This window comes from Nostoc sp. C110 (genome assembly GCF_043099725.1).
Classification (GTDB): Bacteria; Cyanobacteriota; Cyanobacteriia; order Cyanobacteriales; family Nostocaceae; genus Nostoc; species Nostoc muscorum_A.
In genome coordinates, this window is sequence record NZ_CP171148.1 from 6,136,171 (window position 1) to 6,156,830 (window position 20,660).

Annotated in this window: 16 protein-coding genes; 10 read left to right on the forward strand and 6 right to left on the reverse strand. The window is 40.5% G+C overall.

The window, feature by feature from the left end:
- Positions 1-54: 54 nt before the first annotated feature.
- The 6 genes from ACFFRD_RS31380 to ACFFRD_RS31405 all read left to right on the forward strand — a co-directional run bounded on the left by ACFFRD_RS31380 (position 55) and on the right by ACFFRD_RS31405 (position 6,249).
- Positions 55-225 (forward strand): chlorophyll a/b-binding protein, encoded by a 171-nt coding sequence (locus ACFFRD_RS31380; protein ID WP_114081915.1) that lies wholly within the window; start codon positions 55-57, stop codon positions 223-225.
- A 326-nt stretch (positions 226-551) separates the two neighbouring features.
- Entirely contained in the window at positions 552-845 is a 294-nt protein-coding gene (locus ACFFRD_RS31385; protein WP_012410339.1) for a hypothetical protein, read from the forward strand.
- Between the two features lie 297 nt (positions 846-1,142).
- Positions 1,143-2,150 (forward strand): WD40 repeat domain-containing protein, encoded by a 1,008-nt coding sequence (locus ACFFRD_RS31390; RefSeq protein ID WP_392483212.1) that lies wholly within the window; start codon positions 1,143-1,145, stop codon positions 2,148-2,150.
- A 657-nt stretch (positions 2,151-2,807) separates the two neighbouring features.
- Positions 2,808-3,863: a permease gene (locus ACFFRD_RS31395; protein ID WP_392479667.1), complete on the forward strand. Its 1,056-nt coding sequence runs from the start codon at positions 2,808-2,810 to the stop codon at positions 3,861-3,863.
- Between the two features lie 53 nt (positions 3,864-3,916).
- Positions 3,917-4,690, forward strand: coding sequence for a TIGR03943 family putative permease subunit (locus ACFFRD_RS31400; RefSeq protein ID WP_392479669.1), 774 nt, complete (start codon positions 3,917-3,919; stop codon positions 4,688-4,690).
- A gap of 59 nt (positions 4,691-4,749) precedes the next feature.
- On the forward strand, positions 4,750-6,249 hold the full coding sequence (locus ACFFRD_RS31405) for a hypothetical protein (RefSeq protein WP_392479670.1): 1,500 nt from the start codon (positions 4,750-4,752) through the stop codon (positions 6,247-6,249).
- Positions 6,250-6,526: 277 nt separating this feature from the next.
- Here ACFFRD_RS31405 and ACFFRD_RS31410 read toward each other — a convergent pair whose 3' ends face one another.
- Entirely contained in the window at positions 6,527-8,302 is a 1,776-nt protein-coding gene (locus ACFFRD_RS31410; RefSeq protein ID WP_392479672.1) for a sensor histidine kinase, read from the reverse strand.
- Positions 8,303-9,106: 804 nt separating this feature from the next.
- Between ACFFRD_RS31410 and ACFFRD_RS31415 the strand changes: the two genes are divergently transcribed.
- Complete coding sequence (locus ACFFRD_RS31415) at positions 9,107-9,895, forward strand: response regulator (protein WP_392479675.1); 789 nt, start codon at positions 9,107-9,109, stop codon at positions 9,893-9,895.
- A 331-nt stretch (positions 9,896-10,226) separates the two neighbouring features.
- Here the strand turns inward: ACFFRD_RS31415 and ACFFRD_RS31420 are convergent, their stop codons facing one another.
- The 3 genes from ACFFRD_RS31420 to ACFFRD_RS31430 all read right to left on the reverse strand — a co-directional run bounded on the left by ACFFRD_RS31420 (position 10,227) and on the right by ACFFRD_RS31430 (position 14,029).
- On the reverse strand, positions 10,227-11,009 hold the full coding sequence (locus tag ACFFRD_RS31420) for a sulfite exporter TauE/SafE family protein (protein WP_179074328.1): 783 nt from the start codon (positions 11,007-11,009) through the stop codon (positions 10,227-10,229).
- A gap of 126 nt (positions 11,010-11,135) precedes the next feature.
- Entirely contained in the window at positions 11,136-12,422 is a 1,287-nt protein-coding gene (locus ACFFRD_RS31425) for a sulfite oxidase (protein WP_392479678.1), read from the reverse strand.
- A gap of 152 nt (positions 12,423-12,574) precedes the next feature.
- On the reverse strand, positions 12,575-14,029 hold the full coding sequence (locus ACFFRD_RS31430) for an aminotransferase class V-fold PLP-dependent enzyme (RefSeq protein WP_392479680.1): 1,455 nt from the start codon (positions 14,027-14,029) through the stop codon (positions 12,575-12,577).
- A gap of 981 nt (positions 14,030-15,010) precedes the next feature.
- Here ACFFRD_RS31430 and ACFFRD_RS31435 point away from each other — a divergent pair.
- On the forward strand, positions 15,011-16,561 hold the full coding sequence (locus tag ACFFRD_RS31435; RefSeq protein WP_392479683.1) for a hypothetical protein: 1,551 nt from the start codon (positions 15,011-15,013) through the stop codon (positions 16,559-16,561).
- Between the two features lie 205 nt (positions 16,562-16,766).
- On the opposite strand, the gene ACFFRD_RS31440 is transcribed toward ACFFRD_RS31435, so the two are convergent.
- Positions 16,767-18,911, reverse strand: a complete 2,145-nt coding sequence (locus ACFFRD_RS31440) for an NAD(P)/FAD-dependent oxidoreductase (protein ID WP_392479684.1) — start codon at positions 18,909-18,911, stop codon at positions 16,767-16,769.
- Positions 18,912-19,071: 160 nt separating this feature from the next.
- Here ACFFRD_RS31440 and ACFFRD_RS31445 point away from each other — a divergent pair, with 160 nt between their 5' ends.
- Positions 19,072-19,305, forward strand: a complete 234-nt coding sequence (locus ACFFRD_RS31445; protein ID WP_114081902.1) for a hypothetical protein — start codon at positions 19,072-19,074, stop codon at positions 19,303-19,305.
- Between the two features lie 130 nt (positions 19,306-19,435).
- Positions 19,436-19,576 carry a hypothetical protein gene (locus tag ACFFRD_RS31450; protein ID WP_185585444.1) on the forward strand — a complete coding sequence of 47 codons (141 nt, stop codon included), beginning with the start codon at positions 19,436-19,438 and terminating at the stop codon, positions 19,574-19,576.
- Between the two features lie 98 nt (positions 19,577-19,674).
- Here ACFFRD_RS31450 and ACFFRD_RS31455 read toward each other — a convergent pair whose 3' ends face one another.
- A complete protein-coding gene (locus tag ACFFRD_RS31455; protein WP_392483087.1) occupies positions 19,675-20,577 on the reverse strand; it encodes an IS982 family transposase in 903 nt (300 codons plus the stop codon).
- Between the last annotated feature and the right edge of the window lie 83 nt (positions 20,578-20,660).

Consider the following 20,660-nt stretch of genomic DNA (forward strand, 5'->3'; position numbering starts at 1 on the left):
TTGCTGTGAATTCTCATATCAACTCCCGTTTGCCAAAAAAAAGGTTTCTTAAAAATGACACAAACACAACCAACAATTGCACCTAAACTAGAAGAGCCAAAGTTTGGCTTTAACGAATATGCTGAACGCTTGAATGGTCGAGCTGCAATGATTGGCTTCGCTTTGATGCTGGTGATTGAATATGTCACCAATCAAGGGGTGCTATCATGGCTGGGTCTGAAGTAGTGCCACTAACCAGCACAAGGTGCAAGTTCTAAGCTAGTAGTTAAAAGAGTTTCAACCAGCTGGAACAACCAGTTGGTTTTGACTTTGGCGATTGATAGCGAAGTGCTTTGCACTAGAATGTAAGCAAGAGAGGAATCAAAATACCTATTAGTGATGGAAATATCATAGACTTGCAACTAGTATGTGCAAGGCAATTAATGACTATAGTTCCTCCCCAACTAAAGAAAATCATAATTAGTGTCTGCCTTCGATGAGAAAGGCAAATTATGGGTGAGGTATTCTTGGTAAATATACACAAAAGCTGAACTGGAACCAACCAAGCTGTGATGAATGCTGTATTACCTCGTTTTTTGAAGTCAACCTACCGAAAAGAGCCACTAATCAGTGTATTGGTGACGATGGGCGCTATAGATGCCCTGATTGGCGGATTGAATGATAGCTGGTCGTTGTTCGCTTTTGGTTTGGGAACAACAGGCATAGCGCTAGCCTTTAAGTTGTGGCGTTTCCAGCAGCGCCGTCCTCTACCAGAGGAACCTGTGGTGCAACATTATTTGCCCTCTCGTTCTTCTAGTGCGCCTTTACCAATGTTAAGCGTTTCTAAGAAAAAACCACCTCTTTAAGAGTGCTGTTAGCGGATAGCTAAGGTTTAGCCGGTTATGAGTTGATAAGCTGTTACGCAAATAAGATTGCACATCAACTGGTGAGGTTGTCCTTTGTCAAATGTCCTTTGTCCTTGGTAAACACTTTTGACTAATGACTAATGACGGTCTACACGGAAAATATTGCAATATGTAGGCGCGTTAGCTTAATTCATAATTCTAAGTGGTTTGTTTGTATATAAAAAGTGAGGAAAAAGTGTGAGTAGTGAGGGAAGAGGTGGGGATAATTTTCTGCGTCCGTATATTATCCTGTCATTTATGGCAGCTGTTGCCCTTCCAGTGACTATCTGGCAAGGGTTTTACATTCATCAAGCTCATGCTGCCGTTGAAGTAACACCAAACTCCCCAACTACTAACAGCTTTGCTAATGCCCAACTACTTTACACACTTAGAGGACATAACGGAACTGTTAAATCTCTCGCATTCAGTCCAGATAGCAGAATTCTTGCGAGTGGAGGTGCAGAAAATGAGGGTATTATTCGCCTGTGGAATCCAGTAAATGGTAAAAAGTTAGGGGATATTAATAAAGCACACAAATCAGCCATAGAGTCTTTAGTGATTTCACCAGATGGGCAAACCCTTGCTAGTTGTAGTGATGACAACACAATTAACCTCTGGAGCCTGAAAAATTTTAAATTTAGCCGCTCTTTTGTCGGACATACCAGCAACGTATTATCTTTAGCGGTGTCTCCTGATAGTAAAGTTCTGATCAGTGGAGCTTTGGATGGGATTCGGCTATGGGATTTATTACAGCAGCGCCCTTTAGGGACTCTAGTACGCTTCGATAACTTGATTTATACTCTAGCCATTAGCCCTGATGGACAGACCTTGGCTAGTGGTGATAATAAGGGTGTAATCAAGGTATGGAACTTGAGTACTGGTAAATTAATCAGTGAATTTGTAGCTCATTCTAATGTTGTTAGCGCTGTCATCTTTACACCAGATGGACAGACATTAGTGAGTGCTAGCCGCGATCGCACAGTCAAGCTGTGGAATATTAATACTGGAGAATTAGTCCGCACTCTCACAGGACATAATAACTGGGTAAATGCGATCGCCATTAACCCCGATGGACAAACCCTTGCTAGTGCCGGCAAAGATGGGATTAAAGTGTGGAATTTAACTACAGGTGAGTTAATCAATACACTGAATGGACATACAGACTGGGTAAGTGCGATCGCTTTTAGTCCCAATGGTAAAATCCTCGCTAGTGGCGGATTTGATCGACAAATCAAGATTTGGGGAACTCCACAAAAACGTAATTAACAGCGAATACTAGAACCCCGACTTTTTAAATAAATCGGGGTTTTGAATGGCTACCGTCCAGGCTCCTAGCCTAATGGCGACTTTTATATATACAAAAGAGCGATCGCCACAATACCTTGTGCTAAAGGACAAGGTATTGCAAGCATTTAATGTGTTTGCTAAACTTTTGTCTTGCTTTTTTAGAGTTTTTATAGTAAAAAATCAAGCAAAGCTCAGATTAGATTTCGCCAGAACTACGCAAAATCAATCGTTGTAGCAACCAAGAGCGATATCTACGACGAGCTACACCTACGCCAATTGTTGAATAACTGTAAATACTTGATGAAAATACAGCCGAGCTAATATCTTATCCAGCAAATTACTGTAAGTATAAACATAGGTAACTTCAAATCATCTATGCAGCTACTTGCCTTCTATAATCGGAACAATTTCTGAACTTAGACAATCTTAGAACTGGTCATCGTCAGTAAATGCACTCAGGTAAAAATTACTATCTTGGCTGAAGCAAAGGTTTGTAGCGTTTAAGCGCTATTTGAAACGTAAGATAACTTGCTACTTAAATGATGTTTAATTTTCCCGAACTGCTTTTGATCCCCATTTCGATAGAATGACTAGGCAGAACCCTAAAACTAAAAACCGCTTTTGACTGCGACGCACATGAATCAACTGAACAATGGTTTTACGATATTTCTAAGTCTGCTAGTCGAGGCGATGCCTTTTTTGCTTATTGGGGTTTTATTCTCCAGTTTGCTGCTATTTTTTGTTGATGAGCGCAAATTAGTAGAAAAGATGCCCAAAAATCCGCTGCTGGGTGCTTTAGTTGGCAGCTTGATCGGCTTTTTATTTCCGGTGTGTGAGTGCGGGAATGTGCCGGTAGCGCGGCGGTTCCTGATTCAGGGAGTACCCACACCAGTCGCCATTGGTTTTTTGCTAGCAGCGCCAACAATTAACCCAATTGTAATTTGGTCAACTTGGACAGCATTTCGAGATCAGCCAGAAATAGTGGTCTTACGAGTCGTATTTTCTCTAGCAATTGCCACAATTATTGGTTTTGTTTTCAGTTTTCAAAAGGACTTAAATCCGATAATTCAACCTGCGATCGCTCGGTATATGAAGTTTAATCCACCCGCGCAGCCGGAAACCAAACGCCGTGGTAAACGTTACCAAGTAGAACAGCAAGAAGCGATACCAAATATCTTGCAATCCGGGACTTATATTTTAGGGGGAAAAGCAGGTGTACCTCTGCGGATTGATGCTAATTTTGTACAGCCGACCGCCCCAATTTCTAATACCAATAAACCCCTTGCAGATAAACTGCGCCTAGTGGTAGATAATAGCGTCCAAGAATTCCGGGAATTGGGCGGAGTGATGATTTTAGGAAGTGCGATCGCTGCTGCGATTCAAGTCTTAGCCCCCCGTGAATTAATTCTCAGTTTGGGTGCTGGGCCTATTAGCTCGATTGTAGTCATGCTGATATTAGCAGTAGTGGTGTCAATTTGTTCTACAGTCGATTCTTTCTTTGCCCTGTCTTTTGCCTCGACCTTTAGTAGCGGTTCCTTGTTGGCATTTCTAGTGTTTGGCCCAATGATTGACATCAAAAGCGTTGGTTTGATGTTATCTATTTTTAAGCCCAAAACTGTCTTTTACTTATTTGCTTTAGCAGCACAATTAACATTTGTGTTAACTCTTTTCCTCAACTTGCACGTTTTTTAAAGAATTAATCTTTTGTTCTTCGCAAATAAACAATGCCCCATGTCCAATAACTAATGGCTAATAAAAATCCTAAATCTAAAATCCCAAATCTGTTACTCCCTTGGTTGGATGCCCTAGCAATTACATCTTGGGGCATTTTGATGTTGAGATATTGGCTGACTAACAAGCTAAACCTGTTGATTCACCCAAATTACATTTGGTTTGTGGTTGTGACAGGTATCAGCTTGATTGTTATTGGTTTCTTCAAGATGCAGGAACTTTGGCAGCGCCGTCGCCGTGATGTTACGCCAAACGGCCAACATATTAGTTTATTTCCCCCCGGTTGGGGCAGTGTTTTATTGTTGATTACAGCGATTCTAGGTTTTATCATTACACCGCAAGTTTTTGCTAGTGACAAAGCACTCCAAAGGGGCGTAACCACCGATTTATTGGGAAGTACACGTGTTAAACCCCAAGCCTTTCGAGCTACTGTTCGTCCAGAGGAGCGATCGCTCGTAGATTGGGTACGCACTGTCAATGTCTATCCAGAACCAGATACATATACAGGCCAAAAAGTTAAAGTTCAGGGATTTGTTATTCATCCGCCAGACATAGGAAAAGAATATTTGTTCTTAGCCCGATTTGTCTTAACTTGCTGTGCAGCAGATGCTTACCCAGTAGGATTACCCGTTAAACTCTCAAACAATCAAGAGCGTTACTCCCCCGACACTTGGCTGGAAGTAGAAGGACAAATGAAGACAGAAAATTTGGCAGGTAAACGCCAACTTACCATTGCCGCTACTTCTCTCAAAAAGATTCCTCAACCCCAGAATCCTTATAGTTATTAATTATTTGTTGATGACAAATGACTAATGACAAATGACCAATGACAAATGACCAATGACAAATGACAAAATCTAAAGCATTTATCCAACCACTCGATCGGATAGCGATCGCACTGATGCTACTGCTAAGTGTGCTGATTGGGTTAATCATATTGCAAGGTGATGTGGTAACTGCTCGTGTGCGCGACTTTACCTGGCAAAATCAACAGATTGGGGCGGAAGATAACTCCTTTACCCTTACCTTCAGCCGCCCAATGGAAACAAAAAGTGTAGAGGATAACTTGAAAATCGAGCCACCCCTAGCAGGTAAATTCAGTTGGGCAGGGCGACGAATGGTTTATACGCTGTTAACACCAGCACCTTATGGCACGAATTATAAATTGCAGTTACAGGGAGCTAAAGATAAGTTTGCACAGCAAGAGGGCAAAAATCGGTTGATCCAGGCTTTTACAGGTAGCTTCCGCACACGCGATCGCGTCATTCTTTACATCGGAAGCAATCAAGAAGAACAGGGGCGATTAGTTCTATACAACTTAACCCAAGAGCAAAAAAGGGTACTTACCCCCAAAGACTTGATAGCAATGGACTTCGAGTCATTTCCAGATGGAGAGAAAATTTTATTTTCGGCTCGCGCCAGCAATAACGAAGACTTACTTTCAGCCCAACTGTACACAGTCACAACAGGCGTTTCTAGTAAATCTGGACAAGAAGCACAACCAGGAGGCAAAGTTGACCTAGTTTTAGATAGTAAAGATTATCAAAACCTGAAATTTGACTTATCACCTGATGGGCAAACTATTGTCATCCAACGCGGAAACAAAAATAATCCCGGCGACTTTGGACTATGGTTTATGCCAGCAACCAGCGACGGTTCAGCAGAAAAACCCACCCCCAAACGTCTGAAAAGTCAACCAGGGGGAGACTTTATGATCACCCCAGATAGTAAAGCCGTAGCAGTTGCCCAAGGACAGGGAGCAGCAATCTTACCACTGCAAGGTGATGCCAGTAAACCTCTAGATTTTCTGCCGCAGTTTGGTTTGGTACAAGCTTTCTCTAAAGATGGCTCTCAAGCAGCGATGGTAAAGTTTAATACAGATTACACGCGAGATTTGTTTTTAGTGACAAACCAAGGTGTACAGAAACAACTATTAAAAACTACAGGTTCAATTCTCAGCTGCCAATTTGATATTGCCTCACCCACCCTCTACTGCTTGCTGACACAGCTAGTATCCAAGGAACAATATATAGAACAGCCTTATGTGGTGGCAATTGATCTGAAAACCGGGCAACAGAAACCACTGCTAGTACTGCCTCCCGCTCAACGAAATGTGCAAATGAGTTTATCTGCTGACGGTTTAGGCTTGTTATTTGACCAAGTAGTACCCCAGACAAACCCCCCAGCATCATTACCCACCAACACCTTGAAAACTGATGATGGAGATGTTATTGCTACCAGTAGCCTGTGGTTAATGCCTCTGCTACCCATCGCTGATGCTGCGACTGTTGAAATTAGACCAGAACAACTCCCCTTAGCCGGATTTCGTCCCCGGTGGCTACCTTGACCGAAGAGGCGCGGGAGCAAAGGCAGGGGAAAAATAGTGGAATTACCTCCATACGGTTCGGATAAGCATTTTTCACTTTCCTTGTTATCTGGGTAAAGAATCTGTTCAAAATCTTTCCCCTTTAAGCGAACCGTATTGAAATTACCCCTGCCTGGGTTTGAAAGCAAGTAAATTTATCAAGAAGGGGGAAAGGTAAAAACCTCGCCCGCAAGTGGCGCGACCTGTTCATCCCTTTCCCCTTTCCCCTTGCCCCTTTTCCCCTTTTTTTATTTATGCCCTACACATTTTTAGTCTTTACAGGAATCTTAATCACAAATTCTGTCCCTTGCTCTGGAACAGAAATACAGCCGATTTTTCCGCGATGTTGTTCGACTATAATCTGGTAACTAATCGATAGACCTAAACCCGTGCCTTTACCCACAGGTTTAGTAGTAAAAAAAGGGTCAAATAATCTTGCACGCACTTTCTCATTCATTCCACAACCATTATCAGCAATGGTTATTGCTACCCATTCTGGATCGATTACTTCAGTGGAAATATGAATTACTGGTAATAGAAAATTGGGTTTTTCTAGTTGATTATTAGCTCTAAACCATGATTTACCACTATCTTGTAATGCATCAATAGCATTAGTAATGATATTCATAAAAGCTTGATTTATTTGAGCAGGATAGCATTCTATTAAAGGTAATTGACTATATTGTTTAACAACTTCAATTTCTGGAGTTTTATCTGTAGCTTGTAAAAAGTGCTTTAAAATCATTAAAGTACTATCAATACCTTCATGAATATACACTTGTTTAATTTCTGCCTCATCTAAACGAGAGAAATTTCGCAGTGAGCTAACAATTTCAGTTATTCGTTCCGTTCCCACTGTCATAGAATTGAAAGTTCTTGTGAGGTCTCGAATTAGGAAATCTAAGTCATTCTCTTTAACTAATTTTTTAATTTCTTCGGGAGGATCTGGATAATAATTTTGATATTTCTGGATTATTTCCAGAATAGAATGTGTATATTCTTTAGCATAGCTGAGATTACCATAAATAAAATTAACAGGGTTGTTAATTTCATGAGCAATACCAGCAACGAGTTTCCCTAAACTAGACATTTTTTCGTTATGTACTAGTTGAATTTGAGTTGATTGAAGCTTTTTTAAAGTCTCCTGAAGGGAAGCATTTGTTTGTTCAAGGCGATCTGATTGACTTATAGTAGATTGCTCAGAAACATCTAATAACTGATTTAGTGTTGTAATCTGTGAATTCAGATATTGAAACGTTTCATCATCTGTTGTCGTTGAAATATTATCACCTACAAGATGCTGCTCTTGCTCAGTAAAAGTTTTTTCATTTTCAAAAGGTAGTATTGTCATCTTGACATTTAATGCTAACGGACGCAATAAATCGACGCTTATCCGAGGAATTGCAACTTTCAAGAACATGATAATTATAAATATGTTGCCCGAAGGTAATAATCCTCCAACGCCAACTACAGACTTGATATTATAAGGAATTACAAATGATGTTTGTGAAGGAATATAAGAACTACCCAAGGCATCGGGAACATAAAAGACGTTATACATCCTCTGTTCTAAATCAGTTAATAAATTCAGGTCTGGTCGCACTACAACATCAAGATTTAGCCCTAGTTGTTGGATAAGTTGAAAAATCATAGGTATCTGAGCAATCATCTCTTTACTGAAGAGAGGAATTACCTTGTGTCCCTCAGATTTATGCCGTGAGTTCCATTCTGGTTTTTGTCCAGCAGTTGACAATAAAGTTAAACATTTGAGATTATTTTCTAGTACATCATTGCTAACAAGACTATGTGTATATTCTTGTAATTTTGGTGGGAGTTCTCCGTAAGAGTGAGTTTTGAAAAAACGGACAAGCGCACAGGATCTTTCACCAGATTTTAAATCAATTAAATTGTTATAAAGATATTGGACAATATGATTACCTACTTCCTCCATACTGTTAGCTTTTTTGCCTAAACTACGCAGAGCTAAACCACATTCTGACATATCTCTCATAGTAAACATTTGCAAGTCATACATAATATATATCCATCTCCTTAAAAAATGTTATTAATTAATAGGTTTAACTTAATAGTATGAGTAGAAACTGCGGGAAGTGAAGTACATTTTTTTGTAATATGCTTTTAAGAAGTCATGATAAAATACATCTTCAAAAGAAAACAAGCAAGAAAATTTATAAATAGAGTTAGTAAAATTTTTAATTCACGGTTTTTTTAGTGTAAATGCCTATTTTCCGCGAATGATTACTTGATAAGCAATTGTATTTTATATGCTTTTTAAGCCAGGAAATTGAGGAGCCACGATTATAAAAGCTTGTTGAAAGTGATTCACATTATAAATTGACGTAATAAAATATTATTTTTGCAGTGTTTTACAACATTAACTGCAATACAAAAAAAGTACAATCAGGAAAATCCTTAAATAATTTAAGGATTTTCCTAATTATCAGAAAATAATGATAAATTAGGCTTTAAAAGCTATAAGGTTCCCAGATTCATACAACAAGCGATCGCAGACTATCAGTAGAAGAGAAAGATTTAAAGTAGTCTTTTATCTCTTCTAACAGGGTGTTATATCCTGTATTTTCACGGTTATAATAATGAACTTTATAGAAATTTTATATGCACAATCAGTAACAGTACCACAGTTGATTAGCAGTGATAAGCAAAGTTTATGCTACCGCAACCAGATGGGAGAAGGAAAATAATGCTGATTTGCATTGAAGCAGTAGTAGTTGTAGAGATTTTGATTGTTTACAGAATAAATCATTGAATCAAAGTCTGTAAAAAACGGATACTAGATATATAGTCAGCCAATAGCCTTATGGACACTTTTATAACAAACATTCATCGGATTCTTATTGTAGAAGATGAATTTATCCTTGCAATGAATTTAAAAGAAAATTTAGAGTGGCTCGGATACACTGTTGTAGATATTGTAGATTCAGGAGAAACAGCAATTGAGAAAGCAACTGAGCTTCGCCCAGATTTAGTTTTAATGGATATTAAATTACGGGGTGAAATGGATGGTATTGAAGCGGCGGGAGAAATTTGGAATTGTCTCCAAATACCTTTTATTTATATTACAGCATACTCTGATAAAAGTACTGTAGAAAGGGCAACAGTAACATTCATTTGTGGATATATTCTAAAACCGATTAGTCAACAAAATCTCTATGTTGCTATTCAAACAGCACTCAATATTATTAGAAATAAACAAGCAGAGTTAGTGTTATCTAAAGCATATGAAGAATTAAAAATTAAAGTTAAGAACTATACTACAAAACTTGCTTTAGTGAATGATGAATTAAAATTAGAAATTACCAGACCTCATCAACTAGAGTCAGAATTATCGACAAAAAAAGGACGTATCTTTACCAACAACAAGCCTAGCTCTTTATTAACATCCCGCCAGCTTGAAATCTTAAAGTTAATTGCAGAAGGTCTTTCCACAAAAGAGATTGCAGAGTTATTAAGCATCAGTACTAAAACGGTCGAGGCACACCGAGTGCATTTGATGAAACGGCTTAATATTTATGATGTTGTAGGGTTAGTACGTTATGCAGTTAGTATAAAATTAGTAAATTTTGATATCCCAAATCATTCAGATTAGCTCAACATAGTAGATAATATTTCTGACAGATAGAACAGAAAGCTTAGATATATACTTTCGTTCATCAGTGAAATTAAAAATAAGTTTGATACGGAAAAGTAAACCTATATTCACAGATTGAAAACATTGGCATATCCAATACATAATTAAGAAGCTAAGTTGGTTTACCGACTTAATAAAAAATTACTAAACCTCATCTATCTTGAGAACCGTAGTTTTATAGGTTGGGTGCAGCGATAGTGTAACCAAACATAAATTGGGTTACGTTTCACTCTACCCAACCTACATAAATATATCTTTTAAAAACTCTAGGTTTCAAGATAGATGAGTTTTAAATTATGTGTTGATAATTTATCCAAGCTTCCCAAAAAAGATAGATTGATAATATACCTAAGAAGATGCGAAGCACTAAACTTACAGTAGAATCTGGCAGTTTTGGTAATGTGCGAGTACTCATCTGAACGCCTAAAAGACCACCACATCCCAAAACTAAACCTTGAGCAAACAGAATATTTCCCTCTAATGTGTGTCCTGTACAGGCAGCTAAAGCAGTGATGACAATTACACCCAAACTAGTCTGAATTGCTACTTTAATTTCTTCTCCCAGTAGCAACATTTGTAATGGCACCATAATCGTACCGCCACCTAAGCCAAATAAACCTGCTAAAATTCCTGCTGCTCCCCCAGTGCCAATTTTAGAAACTAATGGGTTAAATACTGGGGCTGTATTCTCTTTTTCATTAAGGGCCAGTTCTTTACGAAGTTCAATCAAATAGATATTAACGAGTAGTATGATGCCAAATGTAAAGAGTATGATGTAGGAAGGAATTTTGTTGGCGAAATATACACCTATTCCAGTAGTTAGAAAAGCTGGAATTCCTAAATACATTACTCGTTTAAAGTCAAAGTATCCCATTGACCAATTCTGCAAACTTCCAGAAATGGAAGTAATCACAATAGCAAGGCTACTAGTAGCGATCGCCTGAACGGGAGTATAACCTAGTGTGACTAAAAGAGGAATTGTGATAATACCGCCACCTATTCCTAAAAGTCCGGCTATGACTCCAGATATTAAACCCCCAGTTACTAAAATCAACCAACTAAAATCAATCATAAAATAGGTATTTTTTTAGAAAACTGATAGTGCTAAGTGCGAATTGGGCATTGGGCATAATGATTCTTCTTCTCCCCTTGTCTTCCTTATCTCCCCCTGCTCCCTGCCCCTCTGCCCCCTTCTCCCTCATCCCCGTACTGTCACCGGATGGCTAACAATGCCTCCGTAGAGCAATCCAAAATCATTCCACGGAACTGTACTCGATTGTGTGTTACCTAAATTGTCAGTAGCACGAGCTTGGAGAAAATATTCGCCAGGAGTTGGGTTCCATTCAATGTCCCATCGTGTCCATGCAAATGGAAAGTTTGGTTCTCTCAGTCGTGCAAACTGCCAAGTTTTACCGCCATCTAGACTGACTTCTACACGGGCAATTTTTCCTTTCCCAGACCAAGAACGTCCACGTAGTAAATGGGTTTGAGCCGAAAGCGTAGCGGGCCAAGCCAACTCGAAAGCGCTCTTAACATTTTGATAGGTAATCAGCTTACCTTTATATGGTGCGATCGCTGGGTAATCTGCACCAACCAGTACCATCTGCTCCGTTACCCACTGGGTATATATCGGTGTTTCAGAAACCTCAATCCGCTCAATCCATTTAACGTTGGCGTTTCCTCCCCAACCAGGGAATAAGACACGGCATGGCTGGCCATGATCTGGAGGTAATGGTTCTCCATTCATTGCATAGACGACAAGCGAGTTATCTGCTAATGCTTTGGCAATCGGAACTACATTGTTGAATTTAGATTTATTTGTCTCCTTTGAGTCGAGCGAATCAAAATCTGCACCCTCTACGAGTACGTCTTTTGCTGTAGATTTCAATCCAGCCCGCTCTAATAATATGCTCAGTGGTACACCAGTCCACTCAGCCACACCAATGGCCCCAAGCCTCCACCGGGTTCCAGTGAGTGGTTTGTTGTAAGCCTCTTCAAAGAAGCGCCGACCATTAGCAGCACACTCAATGGCACATGTTACCGAGATGGAAGGCATAGCGATGATTTCATCGTATGTGAACTCGCAAGGCACAGAAACGCCAGTTCCATGAATTTGCAAACGCCATAGAGATGGGTCAAAAGGCGGAGGTGTACTGCGATTGTGAACATAAAACCAATCGTTTGGTACTAAATAACCACGCCCATACATCGCTTCCCAGTTCATCTCTAACGTGCCTTTGCTATGAGAGATATACCCTGGTGGTAATGGTTTAAGTATTTTACTAGCTTTAGTTTTAACAGCTGCCTGACTGTGAGCAGGCGCAGGTTTAGTTAAACCCCCGATGGCTGTTGCACCAACCATAGTGGCTAATATTTTCAGAAAGCGCTGGCGCGAAATACCTGCATCTGTGCTTTTTTGCCAGATGCACTCATCAACCCGTGCCTGTAGATAATCCTCTTGGTCTAAGAGGTTTTCATCGCTCAAGCTATACCCCCTTTTAATTTGTAATTCGTAATGTGTAATTCGTAATTAAGGCACAGAGGGAGCAGGGAGGCAGGAAGACAAGGGGGAATTATTGAATAAGTCTCTTCCCCCCTCTTCCTTGTCTCTTCTTCATGCCCCATGCCCTGAAGAGACTAGCTATTTATTGCTGTCCAAACACCAGTTATTTCATCTTGTGTGTATTTGGGCAAATAGTGAGCAAATCCGTTTTTAGCTATTTGAGCGATCGCATCAATAAAGCGATCACAGTCTTTTAATGTATTATATACTGCAAAGCTGGCGCGGATAATACTAGGAATGTTGCGTGTAATTCCCCTGTCTACTTCCTGAGCAATCTCGTAGTCTCGCTCATCCGAAATATTCTTGAGTTTGCGAATGTATTCATAAGTGCAGAAAGCCCCAGCCCTAACCCCAATGCCGTATTCTTGTGCCAGAATTTCTGCTACTAAGCGTCCATCAAACCCATCAATATCAAAGGGAATAACATGGGCTAAATTATCTCCTAGGATATGTAATTTAACTCCAGGAATCAGCCCAAGCCTTGTATATGTGAATTCAACTAGAGAGTGTTCATACTTAGCAATGCGATCGCGCCCTACTGCTTCGATAATTTCAATTGCCTTGGCAATGGCGATCGCACCCATTGCGTTTGGTGTTCCAGGGTCATGGGCCCGTTCTGTGTAAAAACGCTTGATCTCTAGATTTCTGGTGATATAAGGCAGGTTCCCACCACCAATTTGATAAGGGTAAGAACTATCAAAAAATTCCTTTGGCCCCAGCAAAACCCCAGTTCCATAAGGTGCGTACATCTTGTGTCCAGAGAAAGCCACAAAATCTAAATGACATGGGTCATCATCAGCACGCATATCTACTCGTTCATGCTGAATTAACTGACACACATCGGCAAAAATCTTAGCTCCATACCGATGTGCTAAAGCTGCGATTTCGTAAATTGGGGGTCTGTAACCTGTAATTGTTGAAGCACCTGTAATAGTTACTAACTTAATTTGCTCGGCTTCAGGAAGATTTTGGTGTGCCTTGAAGATATCTTCAATTTCTGCGACACTTACACTTCCATCCGGTTGGGTTCTGTATTGGACAACTTCGTCTCTAGTAACCCAAGGGAGCAGGTTTGATGAATGCTCAATATCAGAAACTAAGATTTTCCCAGGTTTTTTTGCCCAAAGTGTGGCGGCTCCATTAATTGCTTCTGTTGTATTCTTCGCAAAGATTACATAGTTGTCTGAAGATGACCCCACAAAGTCTCGAATCACGTTCCGGCTAGCGTCATATTCTCGTGTAGTGATGATGGACTTTTGCCCAGAACCTCTATGTACGCTGCCATAAGTGTCAAGCATCTCGTCTACATGCTGCTTGAGGGTTGTAAAGGGAGTGGTTGTAGCTCCATTATCCAAGTTGACGTAGTTTACATAGTTTCCCTTCAGAGTCTTCACCCTAAAAGATAGAGACTCATCTGTAAATAACGGTCTAATTTCTTTCTCCCAAAAACTGTCAAAATTTTCTGCAACTAGCGGTAATTGGACAGCTTCTTGCTTTATATTTACACCTATTGCAAGTATGTCGGTCATCTTTAGCACCCCTATTTTAAATTTGTAATTTTTGGATAAGCCTAGCTACCACACCGCTTTCTCTAACTTAATCTCACATTGAACGGTAGTAATTATGGTCTTTATAATTACTTTATTGCTAGTAGAAAACTCGGTTATTCCAATTATTCTTTAATAAATCAATTAAAAAGTGTATCCGTATTAATGCTTGAATAAAATAATTTTCTTGTTAATTAAAGTACAATGTAAAAAATGAACGTAAGTAGTCAAGTATACTTTAAACAATTTTCTTGTAGTCATTAAACAAACTTGATATATTGAAGGCAAGTTGACAGAAAAAGCCTCTTCTAGCTAAGACTTAGTTTGCTTGCTGGGACTATATTTAACGAGAAAAAAGCCTGTATTAAGTTGAGATTATTCTTTAAAAAAATTTAATCAATTTACTTATTTTAATTGTTACTACTTTAATATTGTTTTGTACGTGTTTATTCGTATTTGTCAGGTTTTCTTAACATTTTGCTCTTAGCAGAAGCTCTTAGTTGTTTGCTGACATTAAATAGCGATCGCTCAAAATAACAGAATTATCATCGAATAGTAGATACTTGTACTGACATCTATCCTAAGTAATAAATAAGTCAGTATAAAAATGTGTCAAAGAAGACATTTTAAATGTAAACCTTAAGATAGATGCGATTATAGAAAATAAAATATAAGCTGAGGCAGTTTTTTCATGTAAAAAACTTCCTTGGGACAGAGGCACCACTGCTTTAATCTCCCCTGCTCCCTGCCCCGTTCCCCTTGCCTCTTCTTGACGGGGACGAGCATCATAGTGTTATAACGGCATCAGTCTAGATCCAAAATAGGGAACACCAATTGATGATTAATTGCTGGTGCCTGGAGAGAGTTAAACTTAGCTTCTAGAGCAAACCCTGATTAGACAAAGTTGATAAGCAATGCTAATGCCAGCACTGCTGATATTTTTAGGCAGGTGGGTCAAGAGTGATGAATGAAGCTGACACCTCAAACAAGGGGGCTGTGATGGAATCCCTAAATTCTGCTAATTCGCCACAATCGGAGCAGGCGAGTTGTCCCTTTTACTCAGTTGTGCCTAATGACAATATGGCAGTTAAACAACTGCCACTCCTCATGCCGGCTGAAGATAGACAATTTTCAAAAGATACCACCCAGCAGGACTGGGTTGCAGAACCGGAAATCGGCAAGCAAGCACTTATTGATTCAGAATTTCAGAACCTGCTGGCATTGAACGAAGAATTGCGTGCAGCTAACAATAACTTGTATGAACAAGTAGAGCAGCTAAAAGACAACCTAGCTGAGTCTGAAAAGGTTTTGCAGTGGCAGAAAACGCGCTCTAGCGTTACTGAGTCGATGCTCAACCAACATACTCAGGAACTAGCTGCGGCTCAAGAACAGATAAAATCTTTATTTCAACAATTAGAAATTGCTGTACAAACTATTCAACGTCAGGAAATTTTCACTGATAGTTATAAAGCACAGCTACAAATTAGCCAGCAACGCCTTGCCCAGCTAGAGCGAGAATGTACGTTGTTACACACTAATAACAACGAACAGTCTGAGCAGTTATTGCAGTCAGAAACTGTTTGTCGGGAGTTACGTACTAGGCTGATGCGACAACAACGCCAGACGCTGCAATTTAAAGCGGCTCTGGAAAAATGTCTAGATACATCGGTTCCTAGCTATGACTCCTTAGAAGATACTGCACAACACCCCAAAGACATAACTAGCGGACAAGGAAGATTTTCTAGAAAAGCTCGGTCTTTGTTTCCTAATGCCCAGCCAATTAAACCTTGGTCAGCAGAATCAGAATCCTTGACTGAAAATGAAGATGATTCTTGGGGTGAACCATCAGCACCAATCCCATTCCAAAAAACTGAACCGAGTACCCCGCCACCATCTTCTTGGAACTGGTCAGTTAAGCAAAATACCCCAAAATCAGCAGAACCTCCTGCCCCCTCTCCAAAAATTGACGATTCCTCAGATAAACCTGAAGCTGTTTCAACTTCGGGTTCATCCAATTTAGATCAGCAATTAGATAGTCTCATCCAAATGTTTTTCACTTCCCAGCCTCCATCTGCATCACCACCGCCTACTGCAAAAACAGATGTGGATGCTAATAATGCCCCTGTCTGGGAGACTTTGGCAACAATATTAGAAGACGATGAGGAAGCAGAAAATCCACGGGAGAAGGAGTTGGAGGCAGAGATTAATCCCCCTGTAACTACCTCCACTTCTTGGACAACAGATTCTGTACTTTCACCAGCTAATAACTTACTGCTGTCTTCTAGCTCCTTCCACACTGAGCCGCCTATTGGAGAAGCTGAAGATTACTGGTCAGAAGTTTCTCAATTGTCACAGTTGGAATTGTCAGAAAATGATTTTTCCCCAGAGTCATTAGGTGATAACACTAATGACGGGAATTCACCTTCACCTGTGGTTTATCCCCAACGTCCACCCAAGGGGCGTAAGTCATTGGCATCTGTGGAACTACCGAATTTTCGTCCCAAAGGTCAATAGTTAGTTGTCATTTGTCATTTGTCATTTGTCTAAATATTAAGACCAATGACCAATGACTGATACAACTCTTGGAGAGACTGCGCCATAAGCGTAGGTATGCCGTAGGCTTTACGACTACGCGGTAGTTGAATCTCGACTTCGCTCGATTTCCGCGCAGTCGAAACTCACTACAAGTGACCAATGACCAATGACCAATAACCAATAACTAATTGAGAATCCTTGCTTCTGATTTCGGAATTACGGCTTCTGGGTTTGTCTTTGCTACTTGAGAGCGCGATCGCGGTTTGCCTGTGGCGATCGCATAATTAATCGCCAATAGCCACAGCCACAAGCCAGGATTTCGGGGTTCTAGCCAAAAACCTACCCGGTTTAAGAAGCGCCCAAACCAGGGACTTAGTAAAGCGCTAACAAGGGCATGACGACCGAAATTGAAATAACTACCAAGCCATCGCATTAAATCTCTAGGCCCAGCCAGTTCCCAAATCCATAAAAGTAAGGCAGGATTTCTTCTAGCGGCTTTGAGTGCTAGGCGGTTAAAGGTTAACCAATCACACCTATCTTTGATAAAGTTATCTGCTACTTCTTGAGGTTCGTCTGCTAACAGTCCAAAGAAGGTGTTGAGCATGGAGTTAATGCGCTGGGGTGGTAAGAATTTCCCAGTGGGTACCATCATGCCTTTGGAAAATAGCCAAGTCACGGAAACGTTGCTTTGGTAAGCCCGAATTTGGTTCAAGTGGCGGAAACTCAATAAGTCGTGTTTGAGAGCAGTATCCAACAGTGTTGTTAAGCGCTCTAAGTTGCGAACTAGCGAACCAAAACCGGTGAAGACGAGTGGAGACTGGAGTGATGCGGCATCGCCGATCGCAATCAATCGATCGAAGGCAACTGTGCGATCGCTACTTCCTACACTAAAATGCCCCGGTATATAACCAAATGTCGGCTTCTTCCACACCAATTTATCCATATCGCACCTGCGATACTCTGGCAAAATTGTGAAAAAGTCCTCGTACATCTCTAGCAAAGAACCAGGATTTTCAGCATTGACTTCATGGTAATGAAATAAATAAATCGTCAATTCATCATCTGCTGCGGGAAACAGTTCCCAAATTAACTGCCTTCCCCGCGAAATATCCCCATGACTATAAAGAACGTCCCCGTATTGCGAATCCCATACTCCCGGCTCAAATCCGCTCTCAATTACCGCTCCTACTGTTGGGCAGACGCTATCAAAGGCACGACCACCATTTAATTGCCAAGCGATGGGTGATGCAGTTCCCATTGCATCTATTAGCAGTCGTCCACTTACTTGTTTTTCAACCTGACTAGGTAAGTGCTTGACTTGCAACAGAACTTGTGATATATCAATATCTGCACGCATAAATTCTGTTTCATCCCAGATTTCGCCGCCTGCCGCTTGCAGCTTTTGCCCACACATTTGGAGCCATTTATCGGAATCTAAGCCTAAATTTAGGACTGTGGGTGTGTGCAGTACGGGCGATCGCAGTTTGGATGGATTGTTCGCATCAAAAAACTTATTGAATCCATCTTTGTATTCCCTAGCAATGATGGTTTCTAACTCAGCGGGGGTGACTAAGCCCAGATTAACCAAGCTTTGAATCTCATCGCGAGAAATATTCCATTCTCGGTTCATCCGGCCAAAGGGCATTCGTTCCACCAGCAGGACTTTATATCCTAGTTTTGCCATCAATGCTGCATGAATCGCGCCTAGTGCGCCGCCGATATAAATGATGTCGTACTGGGGATTCGTGATTAGGGATTCGGTACTAGCATTACCTTTTCCCCTATCCCCTGTCCCCTGTCCCCTGTCTCCTTGATTGGAAAACACAACTTGACGCGGCCTCTGCGGATTTCGTACTCCTTCGCGCCATCGTTTTTCCCACCAGTAGGCACGTGTTAGATCGTATTCACCGTTGGGCATTTTCTGAAAATACTTGACGGTGAGGGGGTAAGCAGAGGCTAAAGCGGCAAAAATCGATTCTTGGGATAAATCAATCGCTGGTGGTTCGGGATAATGATGCGGAAAACGGCTTCTGATTTCTTTGGTTAGGCGTTGCAGAATTTGTCCCTCACTGGGAAAGGGTTGTTCTGCCCAACGAAACACTTTCAGATAGGTAGTTCGTTGCACCGACCAAACAAATACCGAAAGTTCTACAGGCAAGTTTTCGGAAAGACCCGCCCCAGCAGGTGTCTTAGCACTGGGTATTTTGAGGCGAAAGCCTTCCGAAGTAAGCACTTTTTCTCCATTTCCAGGTTCAAAATCTGTTTGTAGCCAGCTACGCACAGTTTCTATATCTGGAGTTGGAACTTCTAAATAAAGGATTTCTCTCATCGTTTCCTGACATCTCCGATCAATCTACTCACTAAGACAGATTTTATGAAGGCACAAAGTAAAGTACACTCCGCGCAACTAGTTTCGTAAAGATTTAGTAAAGAAATTTTAAGAATTTGTTGAATTTATTGTTCATTTTGTATTTCTGTAAACCCACGCCATGAATTATCCCATTCCAGACAGTCCCCAAGAAATTGTTGCCCTACGACAACAGCCAATTGATGAAGAACTCGTTGCAGCTGCGATCGCTGGAGTCATTAAAATTGTCCGCGCTCAGGGTCAATCTTTGGAAGAATTAACCGCTCAGTTGCTAGCAGATGATCCAATGCTGGATCAGCAACAACGTCGCTGGTTGAGCCAATTAGTTGCCCAATCCTGGGAAAAGTTCTCCTAAAACCTTGCATAATATAAAGAAAATTTTTGGCGCAGCATTAAATATTTAGATTTGTAACTAAATATTGGGAATATTGGCGTTGGCTTTGCCCGCCGTAGGCATCGCATTTTAGGTATAGGAGTAACAATAATTGTCAGTATGGAATTGGCAATTAACTTGCTATTTTGGCATTGATGGCGCAGAAGCCACTAAATTAACCATATCAGCGTTTTACGTTGCTAATGAATTTTACAACGTTCTGAAAGCGAAAGACCTCTGCTTTACAGCCTAGGTCTCTTTTTGGGTTCATCCTTATGCTTTTGACTACCGCCTCGACACCTTAGCGGAATAAATCTTTTTGGCACATAACTTAACGTGAGTTCGACAGAACTAAAAAATAGCAGGAGGCAATGCAGGTAAGTCTTTTGGGTAAATGTCAATAGATGGTTTTTTGGGCAAATAGGTATAAGCAGTAAGCCCTGCCATCAAATTAACCAAAAAGTTAAATGGACTACGATGGCGAGAGTGTTCTATTTGACATATATTTTTCAAATGGTCATTGACGGACTCAATGACAGCACGTTTGCGTAACAGAATTTTATCAATCAGTTTTACCAAGCGATTTTTCATTTTCTTTTTAGATTTTGTGACTAATTGCAACCCTCGCTCATATAACTCCTCAAATAATTTTTGAGAGATGTATCCTCTGTCACCAAAGAGTTTACCAATCAAGTCCTTAGTCATATCTGGGACTGGTTTTCGGTCATCTACATTTGCTGGGGTTAGTGAAAATGCGAGTAATTCTCCACAATCATTAATAATTAAATGAAGCTTGAATCCAAAGTGCCAACCCACAGAATTTTTCCCCCATTTCACCAACCCTTTAAATACCTTGTGAGAATGTGCTCTACAGTTGTGACAAACATTAATTGGGGTGGAATCAATAAAGCTAATCCCTGTAATTTCTCCTGTACGTGTATGTAAAAAACAACATAACAGCATTAAACACCAGGGCATCAGTTCCACAAACCGAGTGTAGCTGACCAGATTTGGAAATGCTTCACGCCAACTTGTCAGCACATGCATGGTATAGAATTCTTTGAAAGTCTTATATCCACTGCCATGAAATGCAATGACTATTGTCATCACCTCTGATAGATGCATTCGGGAAGTGCTGCGCCTTTCTCCTGTTGTCGATGGCAACTGTGGTACTTGCTGCCAGAGATTTTCCCACTGGTTACAGAAATCATCTACGTCGCAGAAAATTTGCGTGATGTCGAGGCGAGATATCATGGTAGACATAGCCGAGACCCTGATTTTTGTTAGATATTATTAGTCTCGGCATTTTTTTGTGACTTTTTTGCTGATTCTCAATC